Below are 20,103 nucleotides of genomic sequence, written 5' to 3'. Positions count from 1 at the left end.
TTTGCTTAGCATAGTGACCCTGTCTGCACTTGGGTGGCGCGGACGGGGAACAGGTAGTGTGAGGACATATGCGGCTGGTTTGCCCGAATTGCGGTGCGCAGTACGAGGTCGATGATCGCGTGATCCCTGATGGGGGTCGGGATGTCCAGTGCTCGAATTGTGGCCATGCCTGGTTCCAGCGGCCCGCGAATTGGGAAGAGCACCGACACGATCCGGAGGTGACCGACGCGCGGGACGAGACCCCCGCCGAAGTGGCCGAAAGCCCGCCCGAGGTCCCATCGGAAGATGCGCCGGAACCGGCCGTCGAAGCCGTCGAGCCCCCGGTCGAAGAGGAAGATCCGGGCGACGACACCGATGAACCCGGCCACGGTCCCGAGCCGCGCCCAAGACGCGAATTGGACGAGAACGTGCGCGGCATCCTCACCGAAGAGGCAGACCGCGAGATCCGTGCGCGCGCGGCCGAAGGGGTCGAGACGCAGCCGGAGCTGGGTATTACCGAACCGGACGACCACGAAGAAGAGCGTCGCCGCATCGCGCGTGAACGCATGGCGCGGATGCGGGGCATCGAAGAAGGCGAAACGCTGGAGCCGGAAGTGCCGCCGCCGCCACCGGAACCCGAACCGGAGCCGCGCCCCCGCAAGGAGCTTTTCCCGGATATCGAGGAAATCAACTCCACGCTGGACACGCCGCTGGCAGCCGAAGCCCCCCCGGAGACCGAGCAGCAGACCGGCGAAGCGCAGGTCGCACCGGTCGAGAAGCGCGGCGGCTTCCGACGCGGATTTTCGTTGGTCATCTTGCTCGCCGTCATCGCTTTCGCGATTTACATTCTGGCACCGCAGATCGTGGAGAGTTTCCCAGCAGCCGAACCCGCGATTGCGAGTTACGTCTCGTTCGTGAACGGGTTGCTCGAATCCATAGACGGCTGGATGCAGAACCTGATCGAGAAAATGGAAGCGGCGGCGGGCGGCGAAGGCTGACCCAACCCTTTCATCGTGCCATAAATATGCAAAACCGCATCGCAGCCCCATAGGGGATGCGATGCTTAAGATGCGCGCGCCCTGGCGCGCTCCTTCGGGGAATGTCCGCGCTCAGAAGAGGTCGAGCAGGCGTTCAACGTATTCACGCTCGAGATCCGGGCGGTCGGTTTCGCCGGAGCGGCGGCGCAGTTCTTCCATCAACTCCTCGGCCCGGCGGTAGACGTCCTCGCCATCGGCGAGCGGGCTGTCGGAGCCGAGCGCCCCGCGCTCACCGGCTTCGCGGCCCAGCGGGTCACGCCGGTCGCGACCGTCGGGGCCGCCACGCTGTTCGCCCTGGCCTCCGGCCTGTTGCTGATCGCCCGGCTGACCATCCTGCGCTTCGCGGCGCATCGCGTCCTCGAGGTTGCGCATGCCTTCGCGCATTTCCTCCATCGCGTCCGCCTGACGGTCGAGCGCGGTGCCGTTGTCGCCCTGTTCGAGCGCCTCGGCGGCTTCGTCCATCGCGCGGCCCGCACGGTCGAGCGCCTCGCGCGCCGCCTGACCTTCCTCGGTTCCGGCACCGGGGAGGTTGTTGCGCTGGCGGCGAAGTTCGTTTTCCAGCATCTGCTGGCGGTCGGCAAGGCTCATGCCCTCGCCGTCCTGACCCTGGCCCTGCCCCGGCATCTGGTCAGATCCCTGGCCCTGCTGTTGGCCCTGTCCGGGTTGTTGGCCTTGTCCTTGCTGACCTTGTTGGCCTTGCTGACCCTGCTGCCCTTGTTGGCCCTGCTGACCCTGTTGTCCTTGCTGACCTTCCTGGCCCTGCTGCCCCTGCTGGCCTTGCTGGCCCTGCTGGTCCTGAAACGTTTCGTCCGAAAGGTCGCGTTGCTGGCGCAGCGTATCCTGAAGGTCGCGCATGGCCTGCTGCCCTTCACCCTGCTGGCCCTGCTGGCCTTGGGTGACCTGCATGTTCTCCATCATCTGCTGGAGCATCTGAAGCATCTGCATGGCCTCTTCCATGCGGCCTTCGCGCATCAGTTCTTCGATGCGGTCCATCATGTCCTGAAGATCCTGCGGCGACATTTCCATCATTTCGCCGTTCTGGGCCTGCTGCTGTTCGCCGTTCTCCTGCGCCTGTTCGGCGAGTTGCTGCATGTAATCGCGCATGGCGTCGCGCAATTCCTGCATGAGTTGCGACAGTTCTTCGGGCGTGGCGCCCTGTTCGATGGCTTCCTGCACCCGCTCCTGCGCCCGGCGGAGCCGTTCCAGCGCGTCGGACAACGCGCCTTCCTCCAACTCGATGGCGAGATCCCAGAGCGACTGGGCCACCTCGTCACGCACCGATGGGTTCAGTTCGTCGGCTTCGAGCGACGACAGCGACGCACGGAGTTGCTGGGCTTGCTCGGCTTTGGGGAAAAACCCTTCGGGCGCATGGGACACGGCACGCAGAATGCGTGCGGCGCGGGGTGCGTTGTCCATGGTCCAGAGGATATCGCGGCGCATCTCGATGATGGCCTGCGCGATGGGGTTGAGGAACCGGCGACCCGGAAGCGTGAGCTCGACCGGGGCGCTGTCACCCGACTGGCCCGCCGCATCGACCGCCGTCATGGTGACGGTCACTGGCATTTCGGCCCAGGGGTGCTCGGCGAAATTGTCGACCAGCACTTCCTGCACCTCTTCGCGCGATCCGCGGAACGGCATCGGCAGGTCGACCACGATGGGCTCGCGCGGCTCGGGGTCCTGCACCAGCCCGAAGCGGCGTTCGACTTCCGGCAGGTTCAGTTCGAAACGCGCCTGTCCGGTGGCGACACCGTAATCGTCGGTCGCGGTGAAGCCCTGACGCATTTCCCCGACCAGCGTTCGCGAAAGGTCGCCCGTGACCTCGATCGCCGGGTTGGCGTCGTCGATCGCCGCGATCTGCCATTCCGCGTCGTCGATGGTCAGCGTGCCGCCTTCGTCGATGGTGAACAGGCGCGTGGGCAGCGGTTCGGTCGGCGGCTCGTCAGACCATGTTTCGGCGATGTCGATCTCATCGATCTTGCCGTAGAGCCGAAGCGTCACCCGTGCGCCCTCGGGCACGGACAATTCGCCGGGGGGTTGATCGTTGAGATAGAGCGTCGGTTTGCCGGTGTAGCTCGGCGGTTCGATCCAGCCCTCCCAGCTTGCCTGCGCGGCCTGCGGGGTCGCACCCGGTACCATGGCGGTCAGGCCGGGGCCGGCGGCCCGCACGCCAAAGATCAGCGCAACGACAAGCGCGGTGGCGGCGATCAGGCGGAAGCCGAACGGGTCGCGGGGGGCGAGATTCGGGCGCGCGGGCGCGGCGCGGGCCGCATCCAGCTTTTCAGCCATACGCGCAAGGTGCACGTCCCAGACCGCGCGCGACGCCGGATCGGCGACGCCCGAGGCCTGCGCATCGGACAGGGCCGCGATGGGCGTGCCGGGCAGGTTCGCGTCGAGCCGCGCCAGCGCGTCGATCTCACGCGGGCGGTGGAAACGGATGACACCGATGACGGCGCTCGTGAGAATGGCGACCGTGGCGAGCGCGAAGGCGATCTGGCTCGCCCAGAGCGGCGTGGTCGCGGCAAGCCCGGACAAGAGCCACGCGCCGAAAAGGGCGAGGGCGGACAGAAGCGGCCAGAAGGCGCGAAGGATACGCTCGACCCAGAGACCCGCCCAGGTCGCCAGTAGCGGTCTGCGCACACGGGCGCGGGCTTTCTCGGGGAAGTGCTCGTAACGCTCCATCGGGGCCTTTCTGCCTGTCGCGGCCCCTCGGGTTCAGGTCAGAGCCACTCCGGAACCATATCGCGGGCGATCATTTCTTCATAGGTCGGCCGCGCCCGGATAACTGCGAAGTGATCCCCGTCGACCAGAACCTCGGGAATGAGGGGGCGGGAATTGTATTCCGAGGCCATCACCGCGCCGTAGGCCCCCGCCGAACGGAAGGCGACGAGGTCTCCGTCCGTCATGGGCGGCAGGTTGCGCATCTTGGCGAAAGTGTCGCCGCTTTCGCAGACCGGGCCCACAATGTCGAAAGGCGCGCGTTCCACGCCCGGCTCCGCCTCGGTCACGGGCACGATATCGTGATGCGCGTCATACATCGACGGGCGCACCAGATCGTTCATCGCGGCGTCGAGGATAAGGAAATTACGGCCTTCGCCCTGTTTCAGGTAAATGACGGAGGACACCATGATCCCGGAATTGCCCGCGATCAGGCGGCCTGGCTCGATCTCGATCTCGCAGCCCAGATCGCCCACGGTTTCGCGGATCACCTGACCGTATTCCATCGGAAGCGGCGGGGCCTGGTTGCCATGCTCATAGGGAATGCCGAGACCGCCGCCCAGATCGAGACGCGTGATCGTGTGGCCGTCCTCACGCAGCACACCCGTCAGCTCCGCAACCTTTTCATAGGCTGCGCGGAAAGGTGCCAGATCGGTCAGCTGAGAGCCGATATGCACGTCGATCCCAACGGCCTCCAGCCCCGGCAGGTCGCGAATCTCCGCATAGACCTCGCGCGCGCGGGCGATGGGAATGCCGAACTTGTTTTCGGATTTGCCGGTCGCGATCTTCTCATGCGTCTTGGCATCCACGTCCGGGTTCACGCGCACGGTCACAGGCGCGGTCACACCCATCGCTGTCGCGACCTCGGACAGGGCGCGCATTTCGGGTTCGCTTTCGAGATTGAACTGCCGGATGCCGCCTTCGAGCGCGAGGCGCATCTCATCCCGTGTCTTGCCCACGCCCGAGAACACGATCCGCTCGCCGGGGATGCCGGCGGCCTTTGCACGGAGGTATTCACCGCCCGAGACCACGTCGACACCCGCCCCCATGTCACCCATGAGTTTGACCACGGCCACGTTGGAATTGGCCTTCATCGCGTAGCAGATGAGGTGATCCATGCCCGCCAGCGCCTCGTCGAACACCTGAAAGTGTCGCCGCAGGGTGGCCGCCGAATAGATATAGACCGGGGTCGAGACCACGCGCGCAATGTCGGGGACCGGCACGTCCTCGGCATGCAGCACGCCGTCGCGATAGAGAAAGTGATCCATGTCAGGCCCTCAGACTTCGTCCCCGTCGCCCTACAACGCGACAACGGCGCGATCAATGTCGTTCAAGCGCCGCGCCCGGCAAAGCCGACCGGACGCCTTCGGATCGGATCAGTGCCGCATGCGCGCGCGACGGCGATGGGTGGCGCCGCCCCGACGCTTGCGGGCCGGCATGGTGAGGGCGAGCGGGTCGGGCGATGCCGCTTTCGCCTCGCGCACGAGATCACAGAACACCGCAATCGCGTGCGAACGATCGACAAAGGGCGCGGCGATGGACAGAGCACGATCCGCTTCTTCATAGAAAGAGCTGTCGGACGGCAATGTCGCCAGCCATTGAAGGAATCCCATTCGGGCCAATTCGTCGCTCGCGTCCAGCGACAATCCAGAGATGTCGAGTTGTGCAATCGTAAGTTCCGTTAGCATCGCGCCCTCCGCGCAAAGGGGGCGTGTCGTCGGTAACGGCTGCGGGCAAGGTCCTGGTCGGGCCATCTCGTCTCTCCGTCCCGAGGGCACCCCGCCCGGGTTCAAGGTGACTGCGGTGCGATTCTCGCACCGGAGATGGCAGGTCTCCTGACTTGCGGGTCGACGCTTGCCCGAACCTTCCCGGACCTCAGGTCCAGTGGTCGTATCGGGGTCGCTCGCCGCTTACAGTTGCGGGGGCAGTCGCGGAATAGGGCCAAGACCCGCACCGCGTTCCCTATCAAGTCCGGCCACGAAGAGTCGGACACCATCACAATATGTGGTAGCGTTCCAAACGTGCGCCTGTCCAGCATGATTCATTGGATGGATTTCGTTTCCGTGCCTTATCCAATCCGCCGAATAACCCCGGTTTTGCCCGACACGGTTCACAGTGATGCCCCAATTGGCGGCGATACAATTTCTTGTTGGGGCGATGACTGTAGAAAGATTTGGTATGGACCGACTGACCGAAATGGAAGCCTTTGCCACTGTCGTGGATCAAGGCGGCTTTACGGACGCGGCAAAGAAGATGGGGATTTCGAAGTCTGCCGTGTCGAAACATGTTTCCAGCCTCGAGGCCCGTCTCGGTGCCCGGCTGCTCAACCGCACGACGCGCCGTGTGAGCCCGACCGAAATCGGTCTGGCCTATTACGACCGCGCCCGCCGTGTGCTGAACGACGCAGGCGAGGCCGATGCGCTGGTGACGTCTATGCAGAGCGCGCCTTCGGGGCTTCTGCGCATTTCGGTCAATACGGACTTCGGTGTGAACCACCTGTCACCGGTTCTGGGCAAGTTCCTTCAGGACTACCCGGACGTGAACGTCAACATGGTCCTGAACAACCGCTACGTCGAACTGATCTCGGAAGGCTTCGACATGGCCATCCGGGTCGGCGAGATGGAGGACAGCAGCCTGCGCGCCCGCAAGATCGCGGAAACCACGCAGCGCATGGTCGGCAGCCCCTCCTACTTCCAGAAATACGGTCGCCCGATGCGCATCGACGACCTGAACGAACACAAGCTTCTGCACTACAGCTCGCAATCGTCGGGCAACGTGTGGAAAGTGCCGGCCCCTTCGGGCGAAGTGCGTCAGGTGCGCACCGCCGGGTGGCTTTCGGTCAATGACGGTCAATCGCTTCTGAACGCTGCCATCGCCGGTCTCGGCATCGCCTACCTGCCCAGCTTCCTCTACGCCGACGCGCTCGAGCAGGGGAAAATCGAAGAGGCGATCCCGGAACTTCCCGATGACATCCAGGGCATCTATGCGGTCTATCCGCCGGGTCGGTTCACCCAGCCGAAGGTCCGCGCCTTCATCGACTTCCTCGTCGCCGCCTTCAACGAAAAAGGCCCCGACAACTGGTAAGATTTCCCCAGCCTGACATCTAGAGGGCTAACTTGGAGCACCGCGGGTGGCAGCCCTGGTGCTCCTTTTTCGTTCAGCTGCGATCAAGACGGCCCCAGGACACGCGGGTCCAGACCCGTTCGTGGATCATGTAGAAAACCACGCCGGTCAAGGCCGAGGCGATGGCGAGCGAGCCGCCCGCGCTGACCGATCCGGTGAAGATGAACCCGATGACGGTCATCGTGAAAAGGCCGAGCGTCTGCCAAGTGATGGCTTTGGCGAGTGTTCTGCGGGGGGTTTCCATTGGAGCCTCCTTCTCTTTTTCGTGTTTCCGATGGGCCTATGCCTATCCAAGACAGCCGACGTGCGGTATTCTGTAAATGAGCAGCGCAAAGAGGCGATTGTTGTGCAAAACTCTGATACGTTTACAAAAGTCGACAAACGTGATCGCGCGATCCTGTTCCGCGAGCGACTCGCGACGGCGATGTCCACGGCGGAAATGAACCAGAGCGCCCTGGCACGCGCGACCGGGGTGAATCGGTCGACGATCGCGCAGATTCTTGACCCGGAAACAGCCCGCCTCCCGAACGCACAGCTTTGCGCGGACGCCGCGGCGGCGCTGGGCGTATCGACGGATTGGCTTCTGGGCCTCACCGAACGCCCCGAACGCCCCGGAGACGCGATCGCGGCGGCCGTCCAGATGACCGAAGCCGCGCGGACACCCGCGGACGACCAGCTTCTGGAATGGTATCGGGAGGCTGCGGGCTACAAGATCCGGCATGTGCCCGCCTCGCTCCCGGACATGCTCAAAACCGAAGATTTCATCGCCTGGGAATACGCCGGTTTCATCGGCAAGACCGAAGATCAGGCGATCTCGGCCGCGGAAAAGCTCGAGAGCATCCTGCGCAGCCGGGTGTCGGACCACGAAATCGCGATGCCGGCCCATCAGTTGCAGGCGCTGGCCGAAGGCACAGGATATTTCACCGGCTTGCCCGAGCCGGTGCGCCGCGCCCAGCTTGAAAAATTCGCCGCGATGACGCGCGAATACTACCCGACTTTGCGCGTGTTCCTGTTCGACAGTCGCCGGCTTTATTCCGCGCCGATGGCGCTTTTCGGCCCGTTGGTCGGCACGCTTTACGTGGGCCGGTTCTACCTCGCCTTCCGCGAATCCACCCGGTTGCGCTCGCTCACGGACCATTTCGACTGGCTGGTGCGTGAGGCCGAGGTCGATGCACGGGACGTGGCCGACCACATCGAGGGCATATTGGCGCGGATGGGCTGAGTTCGGTTGACCGGATGGCAAGGGCATGCTCACCTAAACGGACGTAAATGTCCATTTGGGGGAGAGGCATGAAACTCGATGGCAAGGTAGTGGTGGTGACGGGCGGAGGCAGCGGTATCGGGCGGGAGCTCGTACTCGCGCTTCTGAAACGCGGCGCGAAGGTCGCGGCACTCGATCTCAACATGGAATCGCTCAAGGAAACCGCCGACATCGCCAAGGCGGGCGACAAGCTCGCCTTGTTCGAAGGCAACATCGCGGATCGGAACGCGGTCAATGCACTCCCGGCCCGGATCGAGGCCGCTTTGGGCCCAGTCGACGGGGTCATCAACAACGCGGGCGTGATCCAGCCTTTCGTCACGTTCTCGGACCTCGAGATGGAGGTGATCGACCGGTTGGTGAACGTGAACCTTCTTGGACCGATCAACATGATCAAGGCGTTTCTCCCCGGGCTGGAAGCGCGGCCCGAGGCGCATCTGGTGAACGTCGCCTCGATGGGCGGGTTCCTGCCCTTCCCGAAACAGAGCATGTATTCGGCCACGAAGGCGGGCGTGAAACTTCTGACCGAAGCGATCTACCAGGAGCATGTGGGGACCGGGCTTAAAGTGTCCTGCGTGATGCCCGGCGCGGTGAACACGAATATCTCCAAGAATTCCGGGCTGGATATGCCCGCGCCGGACGACCCGGAAGCGGCGGCCTCCCGCACGACATCGGCACCGGACGCGGCGAAGATCATCCTCGACGGGATGGAGGCGGACAAGCTTCATATCTTTGTCGGTTCGGACGCGAAAATGTTGTGGCGGCTGGTTCGCATCGCGCCCGCCTGGGCCGTGCGATTCATCCAAAAACAAATGGCCAAAATGGGGATGTGAAGCGGGCCTGGCCGAGGCCGCACGTCCACTCGTCGTCGTCAAAGGTTAACGCAGCACGTTGGGCTACCGCGCAAGCCTCTGATAATGCGTAACATCTCGATTCCGGGATTCTAGAATTCTAGAATCCCGGAATCCTTCTGAAACCGGCAACGCGCGCAAAAAGCGGATGTCCCAAACGTGCAAAACCCCACCGGTTAGGGTGGGGTTTTGTTTCCCGGTGCCGCGAACTGGGTGGGGGCTGTTGAAAGCGACACCGGGGAGACTTGCGCCTCTGATATCCTGTTTGCCGGGCAATCCGGGCGCATCTTTGGGCATGGCGAGGAAAAGCGCGGGTCTTTTTATGTCCTGAATGGGGCGTGCGCAGCGGGGATTGATCTGCCGCCCGTTTGACCCCAATCTAAGGATATGAACGCGCCGACACCCTTTCCGGGAAGACAGGACGACCGGGTCGCTTTCGACCGTGGGGAACTGGCCGTCATCCTCGGACTTTATGGACGCATGGTATCCGCCGGAGAGTGGCGGGACTACGGGATGTCGTTTCTCAGGGACGTGGCGGTTTTCTCGGTCTTTCGAAGGGCCGCAGAACACCCGCTTTACCGGATCGAAAAACGTCCGAAGCTCCGCAATCGCCAGGGACAATATGCGGTGATCGGGATGGATGGTCAGATTCTGAAACGCGGGGGCGAACTCAAGACCGTGTTGCGCGTGCTGGAACGCAAACTCATCCGCTCGGTCGAGTGATCCGGCGTATCGCCGTGACAGGCCCATCGCCCTGCGCCTCGATCCGGGCGACGGCCGCGTCGATCTCTTCGAAGGCCACCGCCATGTGATGCACGTTCGCATGGATGAGCCGGGTTTCATCCGCGATCATCGCCACATGTCCTTTCCAGAACATCAGGTCTGAGGGGGAGAGCGCGTCGGTCTCCGCGCCGCTCTGAGCCTGCAAGTCGCTGTCCGGCCCGATGGACACGCCGCAGGCCTGCCACGCAACTTGCACGAGACCTGAGCAATCAATGCCGAAACTGGAATTGCCGCCCCAGAGATAGGGCGTCCCGAGAAGCTTCTCGGCCTCGGCCACGGGGTCCTCGGCCAGTACTCCGAGCGGTGCGAGGTGAGCGGTGGGGACGACGAATTGCGCGGGCGTGTCGTCGGTCGGGGCCTGTTGCATGAGGATCAGGGACCATGTCCCGTCCTGATCCGCCACCTCGACCTGTGCGCCGTAAGAAAGTGGAAAAACCGGCTCCCACGCCTTGATGTCGGGCGTTTCCTTGCGAAAGCTGCGCGGTGCTGTCACGCGATGGGTCATCACCCGTCGTGGCATCAGTACGTCCGAGAACACCCAGCCCACGTAGCCGTCCTTCTCGGCGAAACCGAAGGAAAAACGGCCTTCCTGATCCAGCACCGTGAACCCCTCGCCGGTGATGAGTTCGCGCTCGCGCGGGCCACGGGGCGAGGCGAGGATGGCGACGGATTGCGCGTTGACCTGACAGGGCGTGCCATCGGTAAAGCGCTCGGCCTCCACCTGCCCTTCAAGCGAGCTGTGCGCTGCGGTGCCGTTCGTGCGCAGAAGCCGCCGGTCGGTCACAGTTTCAGCATTCCCGGCAAAGCTTCGAGCAACGCGCGCGCGCCCTGCCCGACGCCCCCTTTTGGGCGGGCCGGCGCTGCAGCAGGTTGCCAGCCGTAGATGTCGAAATGAAGGTAGCGGTCCGTGTCGGTCACGAAGCGTTTGAGAAAGAGCGCGGCGGTGATCGAGCCTGCGAACCCGCCCGAAGGCGCGTTGTCGAGATCCGCGATTCCCGGTTCGATGCGCGGCTCGTAGGGCGTCCAGAACGGCATCTCCCACACAGGGTCTGCGGCCCGTTTGGCACCGGCTTTGACGGCCGACGCGTCCATGTCGTCGGTCGCGTAGAAAGGCGCGAGGTCGGGGCCGACCGCGACACGGGCCGCGCCTGTGAGAGTGGCCATGGAAACGATCATGTCCGGCATCTCGGCATCCGCCACGGCCAGCGCGTCTGCCAGCACCAGCCGCCCCTCGGCGTCGGTGTTGTTGATCTCAACCGTCAGCCCCTTGTGGCTCGGCAGCACGTCACCGGGGCGGAAAGCCGATCCGTCCACCGCGTTCTCGACCGCCGGGATGAGCACCCGGAGTTGCAGCTTCAGCCCAAGCGCCATGATCATATGCGCGAGGCCCAGAACGGTGGCGGAGCCGCCCATGTCTTTCTTCATCAACCCCATCGACGCGCCAGGTTTGAGGTTCAGCCCGCCGGTGTCGAAACACACGCCCTTGCCGACCAGCACGAGGTTCGGGCCGTCTGCCCCCCAGCGCATGTCGATCAGGCGCGGCGCGCGGGGCGAGGCGCGGCCAACCGCATGGATCAGCGGGAAGTTCGCCTCGAGAAGCGCGTCGCCGGTGGTGACACTGATCTCCGCATCGAAGCGGGAGGCGAGATTTCGGGCGGCGGCTTCCAACTCGTCCGGCCCCATATCGTTGGCCGGCGTGTTGATGAGGTCGCGTGTGAGGTGCTCACCCGCCGCGATCGCTTCGATCCGCGCGGCGTCGACATTGTCCGGCGCAATCATGTTGGCCTTGGGTCCGGGGTTCTTGGCATATCGGTCGAAGCGATAGCCCGCGAGCAGCCAGCCAAGCGCCACTTCGTCGAGCGCATCGCCTTCGAGTTCTGTCACCAGCCGGTAGATGCCGTCGGGCAGGACCCCGCGCGCCGTCGCCGTGCCGAAACGCTTGCGTGCACGCGCCTTTCCGTCTCCGTAACCGACCACCGCCAAAGCGACCTTGCCGCTGTCACCGGGGAAGGACACGACCTGACCAAGATTGCCCTTGAAGCCGCGCGCGTCGAGCCACCCTGCGTCGCGACCGGACAGGGTCTTGCGAAACGCATCGACCCCGTCTTTCGGCACAAGGTAAAGCGGGATCGCATCGTCGGTGTCAGGGGCGAACGTCAGTGTCATGTGGGCTCCATCCGAGGAATTTTCGGACAGAGTAACGCCGCCAGCGGCACCTGCAAGCGGTCGCTCAGACGGACTGGTCCGCGATGTCCCAGACAGCGGCGAGGGAGCGATCACCGATCCGTTCGAGCCGCGCCATGACCGCGCCAAGCGCGTTGCTGTCGTGGCGCGGGGCGAGGTCGGACACGTCACGCGCGACGCGGGCGAGCTTGGTCATCCCGACCTGTTGCGCGACGGCGGCCAACGCCCTGGCACCATCGGACAGTGCAGACATTTCTGCGGCGCCGTAATCCGCCGGCAGGCGGGCAAGCAACGACGCGAGTTCTTCGAGCGCATGATTGACTACCTTGTCGGCTCCGACCGGGCCAAGCTGACGATACAAAGTCTCGAGCTGGCCCTGGTCCAGCTTCACGTTTTCCATGGGTTTCAATTGCGCAACACACATCGAACCACACCCCTTTTCCCTCAAAGCGTGGTCGACCTTGGCCGACCTCTCTCAAGAAAAGGTTTCTCCGCCTTATTGAAATCGCTCGAATTTCCATCAAAACCGGCCTAATAGACTGTGACGCCAGAAAAGGATGACAGGATGCACGTCGCGCAAGCACTCCCAAAATACCTTGTCCAGCGATACAAGGGTTGGAAGGCCACGAGTTACGAAGACAACAAGGCCTGGTATCGACGGCTGGCATCCGAAGGCCAGCATCCCCGCGCGATGATCATCTCGTGTTGTGACAGCCGCGTTCATGTCACGTCGATCTTCGGCGCGGATCAGGGCGAATTCTTCATTCACCGCAATATCGCCAACCTCGTCCCACCCTACCAGCCGGACGGCAATCAGCACGGCACCTCGGCCGCCGTCGAATACGCCGTGACTGCGCTCAAGGTCGCGCATGTCATCGTCCTGGGCCACAGTTCATGCGGTGGCGTGCAGGGTTTTTACGACATGGCGACCGGGGCAGCCCCCGCGCTGGAAGAAAAGTCGAGCTTCGTGGGGCGCTGGATGGACATTCTCAAACCCGGTTACGACCGGATCAAGGATGCACATTCCGGGGCCGAATGCGTCGCGCATCTTGAAAAGGAAGCGGTCAAGGTCTCGCTCGAGAACCTGATAACCTTTCCTTTCGTCAAGGACGCGGTCGAGGCCGGGGAGCTTACGCTTCATGGTCTGTGGCACGATATCGGTGAGGGCGGATTGTCGTATTTCGACGCCGAAAGCGACGGGTTCCAGCCGGTCTGATGGAGCGCCTTCGCCGCATCGCGCTCAGGTTCGTCGCGGATGTGGCCGGGCATGGGTTGGTGTTGTTCGCGCGGCTGATTACCGCGCCACGGGCGATCTGGGCGGGCGTGGACCCGGTGCCGCGCCAGCGGATCTATTTCGCCAACCACACGTCGAATGGGGATTTCGTGCTTGCCTGGGCGGTGCTTCCGCCGAACCTGCGCCGCCAGACGCGCCCTGTCGCGGCGTCGGATTACTGGCTCAAGTCGAAACTGCGCGCGTTCGCCGGGCGGGACGTGTTTCGCGCGGTCCTGATCGACCGCAACCCCGAAACCCGAAGCGAAGATCCGGTCGAGCAGATGGTGCGCGCCCTGGAGGACGGATCGAGTCTTCTGATTTTCCCGGAAGGCGGGCGAAACATGGGGCCGGACCCGCTCATGCCGTTCAAGACCGGTATCTACCATGTCGCGACCAAGCGCCCGGACGTCGATCTCGTCCCCACATGGATCGCGAATCTGAACGAGATCCTGCCAAAAGGCGAAGTCGTGCCTCTGCCACTTCTGTGCACCGTGACATATGGCGCACCCATCCACCTTGGCGAGGATGAGACGAAAGAGGATTTCCTGGCACGTGCGCAAGCCGCGTTGCTCGCCGTTCGGCCCGAGGAGGATCGGGTGGCATGAACGTTTATGCGGACTTTTTCTATCTGCTCCTGGGCATGATCGCGTTCCTGGTCGCGGCCACGCTGCTTGGCGAAGGCCTGCGCAAGGTATTTTCCGGCGAAGGCGCGAAATCTTTCGTCGAAGCCTATGCGGCGCGCGTGACGTCGTGGTGGGGCATGGTCGTGCTTCTTGCCATCGCGTTCGCGTTCGGTCAGGGCGGTGTCATCGTTCTGTTTGCGTTCATTTCCTTTGCCGCCCTGCGCGAATTCCTCACGCTGACGGCCAAGACGCGGGCCGACCACTGGTCCCTGCTGATTTCGTTCTTCGTGATCCTGCCGCTTCAATATTTCCTGATCTATATCGACTGGTACGGGCTCTATTCGATCCTGATCCCGGTCTATGCCTACCTGCTGTTGCCCATCGCGTCGGCCGTCCGGGGCGAGCCGGAGCGGTTTCTGCGCCGGGTTGCGGAAACGCAATGGGCGCTGATGATCACGGTCTTCGCCGCGTCGCACATCCCGGCGTTGCTTTCTCTCGATATCGAGGGGTTCGAAGGGCGGCAAATCCTCCTGATCGCGTGGCTCGTGATCGTGATACAGGGCGCGGACGTCTTGCAATACGTCTGGTCGCGGATGTTCGGGCGTCACCCCGTCGCGGCGAACCTGTCGCGATCGAAAACGTGGGAAGGTTATGCCGCAGGCACCGCGTCGGGCATGGTCATCGGCGTTCTGTTAGGCTGGCTCACGCCGTTCTCGATCTGGCAGACCGCGCTGATGGCCGGGATGATCACATTGATCGGGTTTTTCGGAAGCCTCGTCATGGCTGCGATCAAGCGGGACAAGGGCGTGCGGGACTGGGGCCACCTCATCGCCGGGCATGGCGGATTCACCGATCGGCTCGACGCGGTGGTCTTTGCGGCACCGTTGTTTTTCCATGTCGTGCGGTTCTTCTGGACGGCGAGCTGAGCGTTGTCCGCGACCGTCTTTCGTGCCATCGGCGGGCGCGCGTTTTCACACCCTGAATAAGAAGATTCCGGGATTCTAAAATTCTAGAATCCCGGAATCTCACCCCGGTATCGTCGGCCTTGCTGGGGGAAGTGTTCGACCGACGTCATGAAGAACGGGTTTGGAGAGGGAACCGCCCCCGTTCTCGGGTTGGCGCGACTTTTGGTCAGGCAGCCAGTCGCACCACTTCTCCTTGAACTCGGATCGAGTGGAACTTCGGTGTCGGGGCGGGATCAGCCTTTGCCGAGCGCGTGAAGTCGAAGAGCGAGACGACGTTGTCGGTCTTGTCAGCTTCGGTTGCCAGGGATGCGAGAGCGGCGATACGGCCAGCGCGGGCTTTTTCGATGAGGGTCATGTTTTTTTCTCCTGTGTCCGGGGGCAAGATCAGGCGGCGTAGCCGCCGGAGATGAGCACGTCGGTGTGCGAAAGGATGGCGGTCTGGCGCTGTTGGGCCGTCGCTTTCCATTTGGTCAAGGAGACAACATTGTCCGTGTAGGGCTTCGCCGGGACCTCGGAGGTGGTCTTGGCGGATTTGTAGGCGGTAAAGTCGATCACGTTGTTTTGCATTGGTCGTTCCCCAGGTCTTGGCCGTACATTTTTGTTTTGCGGCCGGATGGTTCGAGTTGGATTTTTTTGGTCAGGTAGGGTCAGGAGGGCGCGAAAGTCAGGCCGCGAGCCTCCAGTTCTTGTTCCTGGCGTCGGCGCTCTTGAAGAACTCTTCGATCTCGTCGCTCGTCAGGGTGGGAAGGCGTTTCCGGCTCTTGATCCGGCGTGTGTCCGCAGACGCACGCGACGGTCGGAGAACGTTCACGTCCTTTTGGTTTTTCGGAGTGGTGGCAGCCATTCTTCTTTGCCTCGCTTGCACTTTTTCGTTCCGATGTGAACAAATGTGCGCCCCGATTTTGGCTGGATTTGTGCTCAATTGCGGCAAGACAATGACAATTCGACCATTTTTGGACCCTGCGCTCACGATTCAGGATGGTTTTCCGCCATATTCGTCCCATTCCATAGAATACGTCCGAAAGGATGAGACTTATTTTGGCCCTTTCTTAAGGTGAGTCGCGTCACGCGAGAATCGGTCGGGTCAGGAGCAATTTCGAAGGGCGCGGTCCGGAACCCGAGCGGCGCGAACGAAAGACCGGTTCTGAAATGCGGGTTTCGATCGCGGTGTCGAAGATCGACACGACGTTTTCGGTTTGCGCCGTTCGAGCGCGCAGAGCGGCGAGCGCGGCAAGACGCCCCCTGCGGATTTTCTCGATAATCGGTCCGTCGGTCATGGTTTCGGGCACCGCGTTCATGGGTTCCGCATGTTCGGTGGCAATGGAAAGGGTCATCTGTCGTCTCCCGTTTGGTCAGAGGTCTGGTTCAGGCGAAGTCGCCGGACGTGGTCAGCACATTTGTCACGAAGAACACACCGTTCGCGGTCCGATGCGGCCGCGCGCGCCTTTTCCATTTCTCGATCGACACGATCGTGGTCGCGGCGGCGTGGTGTGGCAGGTCGCGTGCGACCCTGGCGACACGGGCGGTGGGAAATGCGATGATGTTCTGGTCCATGATGAAACTCTCCGGTCCGTCGGCGCTCCGTGAGAGCGCGTGTCGTTGTGATGAGAAAGCCGGTTCCCGGTAGATCCCGACAGGATCGCGCTCAGAGCGACGATGTCGGCTGCGGGGTTTTCCACGCGATCGGGCCGATCACCCGATGGCCTGAGTGTCGCCATGGATTCGGACACAATTCGCGCCCCATTGGGGCCAAAACGTGCCTCATGAGAACGATTTTAGTTAAGGTAAATTCATTGCGATTTGTAATGAGATGCCCGGATCATGGACGCCAGTCGAGCAATTCGCCCTCCGGCCAGTCCAGATCGACGGTGATCTGAACCTCCTGCGTTTCCCCCGGCGCCAGTGTCATGTTCCATGCCGACACGCCACGCCGATCCTCGACGTCCGTTTCATTCGGCGCGGGCGTCGCGATCACGTCGACCTCGAGGTCTTCTTTCTCCGAGAACGTCAGCGGGTAAAGCGCGCGCACGTCTTGCGTCTCGTCCGTCAGGTTCTCGACCGTGAAGGTGATCTGTTGCTGACGGGTGGAGGATTTCGAGATGATGCCGGTGTCACCTTCTTCATTGCGCTTGAAGATCGTGTCGAGGCGAATGCCCTCAATGGGACCGAAAGGCAGTGTTTCATCCGCCCCCGCGGGAATCATCGCGATCTGGGTCTGCCCCACGAAATATCCGTCGCGCGAAAGGCTCGCACGTCCCGGCAGAATCGGCTCGCCGGTGGTGTTGGTGATGTCGGCGACGAGGAACGCGGTGTCGTCATAGCGCGGCGCCGCTTCGATGGTGGTCTCTGCCTCGAGCGTGAGTTGGTCGAGCGCGAGTTCGGCGGATTCGCCCGGCGCGACCGAGACCGGGTCGGGGTAGACATAGCTGATCGCGAGCCCGTCGACCTGAAGCCCCGCGGTCTTCATCGCGCTTTCTTCGGCCATGGCCATCGGCGCGGGCTCGGCAAGATAGGCGGTGTCGTCGGCCCGATCGCGCTCAGCACCGGACCGTGCCACGACCGGGTCGAAAATGTCGGCCTTGTCCGGCCAGACCTCGGACGGCGCGATGGCGTCGCTCGGCCGGGCGGTGGAAAGGGTCATCCGGACATCGGTCCAGGCCCGGTCGGTGTCCTGCGTGACGATGATCTTTCGGTCCAGAGCGATTGTCCCGGAGTCACGGTCGAGGTCCATGTCGTAGTCGACACGCCAGCCCGCGCTCCAGGTCTGCTCGGTGAATTCGAGCGCGACAGGGCCGGCGGCCTCGTGCGTGACTTCGACGGTCAGCATGTCGTTCTCGGCGGCGGGCGGCGACAGGCGCTCCAACTCGGCCTGCGCGGCGGCGAGTTCGCCGGTGAGCGCCTCGATCTCATCCTGCATGGGCTTGAGCGCGGTCCGGGCCGCGGTCAGGGCGCGCAGACTTTCGGCTGTCTGGTTGGCCACCAGGTCTGCGGTGGCGAGGATTTCGGCGGGCGTTCCGCCTTCGGGCGGCGCGACGGCGGCGAGGTAGGCAACGCGCGCTTCCAGAGCGGTCACGTCGGCGCGTGCAGCCTCCAGCGCGTTTCTCTGGTTTTCGAGCCGGTCCTCGACAGCGTCGATCACGGCCGCCGCGTCAGCCTGCGCGTCCGTATAGAGTGCTTCGGGGTCCGCCGCGACCGCGCGGCGAAAGCCCAGCGCGCCGATCTCGACACCTTCGCTTGTCTGAATGCGGGGCAGGCTGACGAGCCCGTCCGCACCCGGATAGGGGACCATAACGCGATGGGTGCCGGCCGGCAGTTCCACCTCCGCGCGCAGGGTCAGCGTCGCGCCGTCGGGGTAGATCACGGCGTTGACCACGGGCGCCTGCGCAAAGACATCTTCGGCCAGAGCCGGGGTGGCAAGCATCAGGGCAATCAGGGAAACGCTGGCACGCATGGTCGGGGTCCTCTCTTTTAATGGGGGCACGCTAGCGTGGGGTCTGCGCGGGCGATAGGGGCGATCGGGAGATCGGCGCTTCTTCACCGATGCTTAACCAAGCTGGGCGAGGATCGCTCATGGCTTTCGATACGCTCACGATTCCCGTCCCCCCTGCCCTCGCACGCGACCTCGCCGCACTCGCACAGGAACATGACGTGACACCCGGTCAGATCGTCCGACACCTGATCGAGAAAGAGCTACGCCGCGCGAGGTCCGCGAAGACGCCCAACCGGGCGGATGAGCCGCTCGTCGCACACTTGCAGCGGCTCCTCTCTGCCGACATGGCCTCGGCGGTCAGTAGGTCCGATCTTTCCGCACGGCTGGACAGGCGCGGCTTTCGCATAGTGCCTGCGGGCGGCGGTCTCACCCTCCACGACGCGACAGGCAAGCGGATGTGCAAGGCGTCCGAGCTGGGGTTTCCCTACAGCCGCCTGGTGCGCAAGTTCCGCGCGCCCATGCCCGGCCATCCGCATCGGATGCACCATGTCCTGAACGACATCGCCGCCGGAGTTTCCCCCGAAGGCGACGACGATTTCAGTCTGATCGAGGACGATTAGCCCTTCTTCAGAACCTCGCGGCCCAGAAGCTCGGCGATCTGAACCGCGTTCAGCGCTGCGCCCTTGCGCAGGTTGTCGGACACGCACCACAGGTTCAGCCCGTTCTCGATCGTCACGTCCTGCCGGATGCGCGAGATGAAGGTCGCGAAGTCGCCGACGCTTTCGACCGGGGTCACGTAGCCGCCGTCCTCGCGCTTGTCGACCACGAGAATGCCGGGCGCCTGACGCAGGATTTCGCGGGCTTCGTCTTCATCGAGGAAGTCCTCGAACTCGATGTTGATCGACTCGGCGTGGCCGACGAAGACCGGGACGCGGACGCAGGTTGCGGTGACCTTGATGGCGGGATCGACGATCTTTTTTGTCTCCGTCACCATTTTCCACTCTTCCTTGGTGTCGCCGGAATCCAGGAACACGTCGATATGCGGAATCACGTTGAAGGCGATCTGCTTGGGGTAGACCGAAGGTTCGACCTCCTGCCCCGGCACGAACATGCCCTTGGTCTGGTTCCACAGCTCGTCCATCGCGTCCTTGCCCGAGCCGGACACGGATTGGTAGGTCGACACCACCACGCGCTTGATCTTCGCGCGCTCGTGCAAGGGCTTCAGCGCCACGACCATCTGCGCGGTGGAACAGTTCGGGTTGGCGATGATGTTTTTCTTGGAATAGCCGTGCACCGCGTCCGGGTTACATTCCGGCACGATCAGCGGCACGTCCGGGTCGTAGCGATAGAGCGACGAGTTGTCGATCACGACGCAGCCCGCCTTCGCCGCGATGGGCGCGTATTTCTTCGTGGCGTCCGAGCCGATGGCGAACAGCGCCATGTCCCAGCCCGAGAAATCGAATGCGTCGAGATCCTGGGTCTTGAGCGTCTTGTCGCCAAAGCTCACCTCGGTTCCCAGCGAACGGCGCGATGCGAGTGCTGCGACCTCGTCGACCGGGAACTGGCGCTCGGCCAGGATGTTCAGCATTTCGCGGCCCACGTTCCCCGTGGCGCCGCAGACGACGACCTTGTAGCCCATGTGGCTCTCCTTTGCGGTGTGCAAGTTTGCGGGCGCTGATACAGCACTCCGGGCAGCGATGAAAGGGGCGGCGGTATCAACAATCGTCATGACGCCCTTGTTGACTTTCGATGCCGCACAGCCGATATGGCCCCTATCCAACATGCGGCCGCGTGAGCCGCCGCCGGTCAGAACGACAAGCATAATCCCGGCAAGGGTTGGATGATCGAGCAGACGCTCACCAAAGAGTTCCCATTTCACGCG

23 protein-coding genes and 1 riboswitch are annotated in these 20,103 nt (G+C 63.3%); of the genes, 9 read left to right on the top strand and 14 right to left on the bottom strand.

Going from position 1 to position 20,103, the window contains the following annotated elements; genetic code table 11:
• Positions 1-68: 68 nt before the first annotated feature.
• Positions 69-977: a zinc-ribbon domain-containing protein gene (locus tag KJP28_RS00600; protein WP_218390294.1), complete on the top strand. Its 909-nt coding sequence runs from the start codon at positions 69-71 to the stop codon at positions 975-977.
• Between the two features lie 111 nt (positions 978-1,088).
• On the opposite strand, the gene KJP28_RS00595 is transcribed toward KJP28_RS00600, so the two are convergent.
• The 3 genes from KJP28_RS00595 to KJP28_RS00585 form a co-directional block, all read right to left on the bottom strand.
• Positions 1,089-3,695 (bottom strand): TIGR02302 family protein, encoded by a 2,607-nt coding sequence (locus tag KJP28_RS00595; RefSeq protein WP_218390293.1) that lies wholly within the window; start codon positions 3,693-3,695, stop codon positions 1,089-1,091.
• Positions 3,696-3,733: 38 nt separating this feature from the next.
• Positions 3,734-4,999, bottom strand: a complete 1,266-nt coding sequence (gene lysA / locus KJP28_RS00590; protein ID WP_218390292.1) for a diaminopimelate decarboxylase — start codon at positions 4,997-4,999, stop codon at positions 3,734-3,736.
• 108 nt (positions 5,000-5,107) lie between these two features.
• Entirely contained in the window at positions 5,108-5,419 is a 312-nt protein-coding gene (locus tag KJP28_RS00585; RefSeq protein ID WP_218390291.1) for a hypothetical protein, read from the bottom strand.
• Between the two features lie 120 nt (positions 5,420-5,539).
• Positions 5,540-5,743, bottom strand: a riboswitch (cobalamin riboswitch).
• Positions 5,744-5,909: 166 nt separating this feature from the next.
• On the opposite strand from KJP28_RS00585, the gene KJP28_RS00580 reads away from it, so the two are divergent.
• Positions 5,910-6,815: a LysR family transcriptional regulator gene (locus KJP28_RS00580; protein ID WP_218390290.1), complete on the top strand. Its 906-nt coding sequence runs from the start codon at positions 5,910-5,912 to the stop codon at positions 6,813-6,815.
• Between the two features lie 73 nt (positions 6,816-6,888).
• Here the strand turns inward: KJP28_RS00580 and KJP28_RS00575 are convergent, their stop codons facing one another.
• Positions 6,889-7,098: a DUF2061 domain-containing protein gene (locus tag KJP28_RS00575; protein WP_218390289.1), complete on the bottom strand. Its 210-nt coding sequence runs from the start codon at positions 7,096-7,098 to the stop codon at positions 6,889-6,891.
• Positions 7,099-7,200: 102 nt separating this feature from the next.
• Between KJP28_RS00575 and KJP28_RS00570 the strand changes: the two genes are divergently transcribed.
• From KJP28_RS00570 to KJP28_RS00560, 3 genes are all read left to right on the top strand, one after another.
• Positions 7,201-8,076, top strand: a complete 876-nt coding sequence (locus KJP28_RS00570) for a helix-turn-helix transcriptional regulator (protein WP_218390288.1) — start codon at positions 7,201-7,203, stop codon at positions 8,074-8,076.
• Positions 8,077-8,144: 68 nt separating this feature from the next.
• Positions 8,145-8,945 (top strand): SDR family NAD(P)-dependent oxidoreductase, encoded by an 801-nt coding sequence (locus tag KJP28_RS00565; protein ID WP_218390287.1) that lies wholly within the window; start codon positions 8,145-8,147, stop codon positions 8,943-8,945.
• Between the two features lie 405 nt (positions 8,946-9,350).
• Positions 9,351-9,686: a DUF2794 domain-containing protein gene (locus KJP28_RS00560; RefSeq protein ID WP_218390286.1), complete on the top strand. Its 336-nt coding sequence runs from the start codon at positions 9,351-9,353 to the stop codon at positions 9,684-9,686.
• Here the strand turns inward: KJP28_RS00560 and KJP28_RS00555 are convergent.
• The 3 genes from KJP28_RS00555 to KJP28_RS00545 form a co-directional block, all read right to left on the bottom strand.
• Positions 9,667-10,530 carry a C40 family peptidase gene (locus tag KJP28_RS00555; RefSeq protein WP_218390285.1) on the bottom strand — a complete coding sequence of 288 codons (864 nt, stop codon included), beginning with the start codon at positions 10,528-10,530 and terminating at the stop codon, positions 9,667-9,669. The genes KJP28_RS00560 and KJP28_RS00555 overlap by 20 nt on opposite strands.
• Positions 10,527-11,912, bottom strand: a complete 1,386-nt coding sequence (locus tag KJP28_RS00550; RefSeq protein WP_218390284.1) for a leucyl aminopeptidase family protein — start codon at positions 11,910-11,912, stop codon at positions 10,527-10,529. Before KJP28_RS00550 ends, KJP28_RS00555 begins: the two co-directional genes overlap by 4 nt.
• A 64-nt stretch (positions 11,913-11,976) precedes the next feature.
• A complete protein-coding gene (locus KJP28_RS00545) occupies positions 11,977-12,330 on the bottom strand; it encodes a hypothetical protein (RefSeq protein ID WP_218390283.1) in 354 nt (117 codons plus the stop codon).
• A 165-nt stretch (positions 12,331-12,495) separates the two neighbouring features.
• Between KJP28_RS00545 and KJP28_RS00540 the strand changes: the two genes are divergently transcribed.
• From KJP28_RS00540 to KJP28_RS00530, 3 genes are read left to right on the top strand one after another with little or no spacing between them, the layout of a single operon-like run.
• Positions 12,496-13,146, top strand: coding sequence for a carbonic anhydrase (locus KJP28_RS00540; protein WP_218390282.1), 651 nt, complete (start codon positions 12,496-12,498; stop codon positions 13,144-13,146).
• Positions 13,146-13,808: a lysophospholipid acyltransferase family protein gene (locus KJP28_RS00535; protein ID WP_218390281.1), complete on the top strand. Its 663-nt coding sequence runs from the start codon at positions 13,146-13,148 to the stop codon at positions 13,806-13,808. Before KJP28_RS00540 ends, KJP28_RS00535 begins: the two co-directional genes overlap by 1 nt.
• A complete protein-coding gene (locus tag KJP28_RS00530; protein ID WP_218390280.1) occupies positions 13,805-14,752 on the top strand; it encodes a phosphatidate cytidylyltransferase in 948 nt (315 codons plus the stop codon). Before KJP28_RS00535 ends, KJP28_RS00530 begins: the two co-directional genes overlap by 4 nt.
• Positions 14,753-14,957: 205 nt before the next feature.
• Here the strand turns inward: KJP28_RS00530 and KJP28_RS00525 are convergent, their stop codons facing one another.
• The 6 genes from KJP28_RS00525 to KJP28_RS00500 all read right to left on the bottom strand — a co-directional run bounded on the left by KJP28_RS00525 (position 14,958) and on the right by KJP28_RS00500 (position 18,242).
• Positions 14,958-15,146: a hypothetical protein gene (locus KJP28_RS00525; protein WP_218390279.1), complete on the bottom strand. Its 189-nt coding sequence runs from the start codon at positions 15,144-15,146 to the stop codon at positions 14,958-14,960.
• 29 nt (positions 15,147-15,175) lie between these two features.
• A complete protein-coding gene (locus KJP28_RS00520) occupies positions 15,176-15,358 on the bottom strand; it encodes a hypothetical protein (RefSeq protein ID WP_218390278.1) in 183 nt (60 codons plus the stop codon).
• A gap of 97 nt (positions 15,359-15,455) precedes the next feature.
• Positions 15,456-15,635, bottom strand: coding sequence for a hypothetical protein (locus tag KJP28_RS00515; RefSeq protein ID WP_218390277.1), 180 nt, complete (start codon positions 15,633-15,635; stop codon positions 15,456-15,458).
• Between the two features lie 220 nt (positions 15,636-15,855).
• Positions 15,856-16,125, bottom strand: coding sequence for a hypothetical protein (locus KJP28_RS00510; RefSeq protein WP_218390276.1), 270 nt, complete (start codon positions 16,123-16,125; stop codon positions 15,856-15,858).
• 31 nt (positions 16,126-16,156) lie between these two features.
• The gene (locus KJP28_RS00505; RefSeq protein ID WP_218390275.1) at positions 16,157-16,345 is read right to left on the bottom strand and encodes a hypothetical protein; all 189 of its coding nucleotides are present in this window, start codon (positions 16,343-16,345) and stop codon (positions 16,157-16,159) included.
• 265 nt (positions 16,346-16,610) lie between these two features.
• On the bottom strand, positions 16,611-18,242 hold the full coding sequence (locus KJP28_RS00500) for a mucoidy inhibitor MuiA family protein (RefSeq protein ID WP_218390274.1): 1,632 nt from the start codon (positions 18,240-18,242) through the stop codon (positions 16,611-16,613).
• A gap of 119 nt (positions 18,243-18,361) precedes the next feature.
• Here KJP28_RS00500 and KJP28_RS00495 point away from each other — a divergent pair, with 119 nt between their 5' ends.
• Positions 18,362-18,841 carry a hypothetical protein gene (locus KJP28_RS00495; protein WP_218390273.1) on the top strand — a complete coding sequence of 160 codons (480 nt, stop codon included), beginning with the start codon at positions 18,362-18,364 and terminating at the stop codon, positions 18,839-18,841.
• Here the strand turns inward: KJP28_RS00495 and KJP28_RS00490 are convergent.
• On the bottom strand, positions 18,838-19,860 hold the full coding sequence (locus KJP28_RS00490) for an aspartate-semialdehyde dehydrogenase (RefSeq protein WP_218391654.1): 1,023 nt from the start codon (positions 19,858-19,860) through the stop codon (positions 18,838-18,840). The two genes, KJP28_RS00495 and KJP28_RS00490, sit on opposite strands and share 4 nt — an antisense overlap.
• Positions 19,861-20,103 lie beyond the last annotated feature (243 nt).

The sequence above is a fragment of the Maritimibacter dapengensis genome (assembly GCF_019218265.1).
Lineage (GTDB): Bacteria > Pseudomonadota > Alphaproteobacteria > Rhodobacterales > Rhodobacteraceae > Maritimibacter > Maritimibacter dapengensis.
This window is presented reverse-complemented; position numbering and strand designations above follow the sequence as displayed.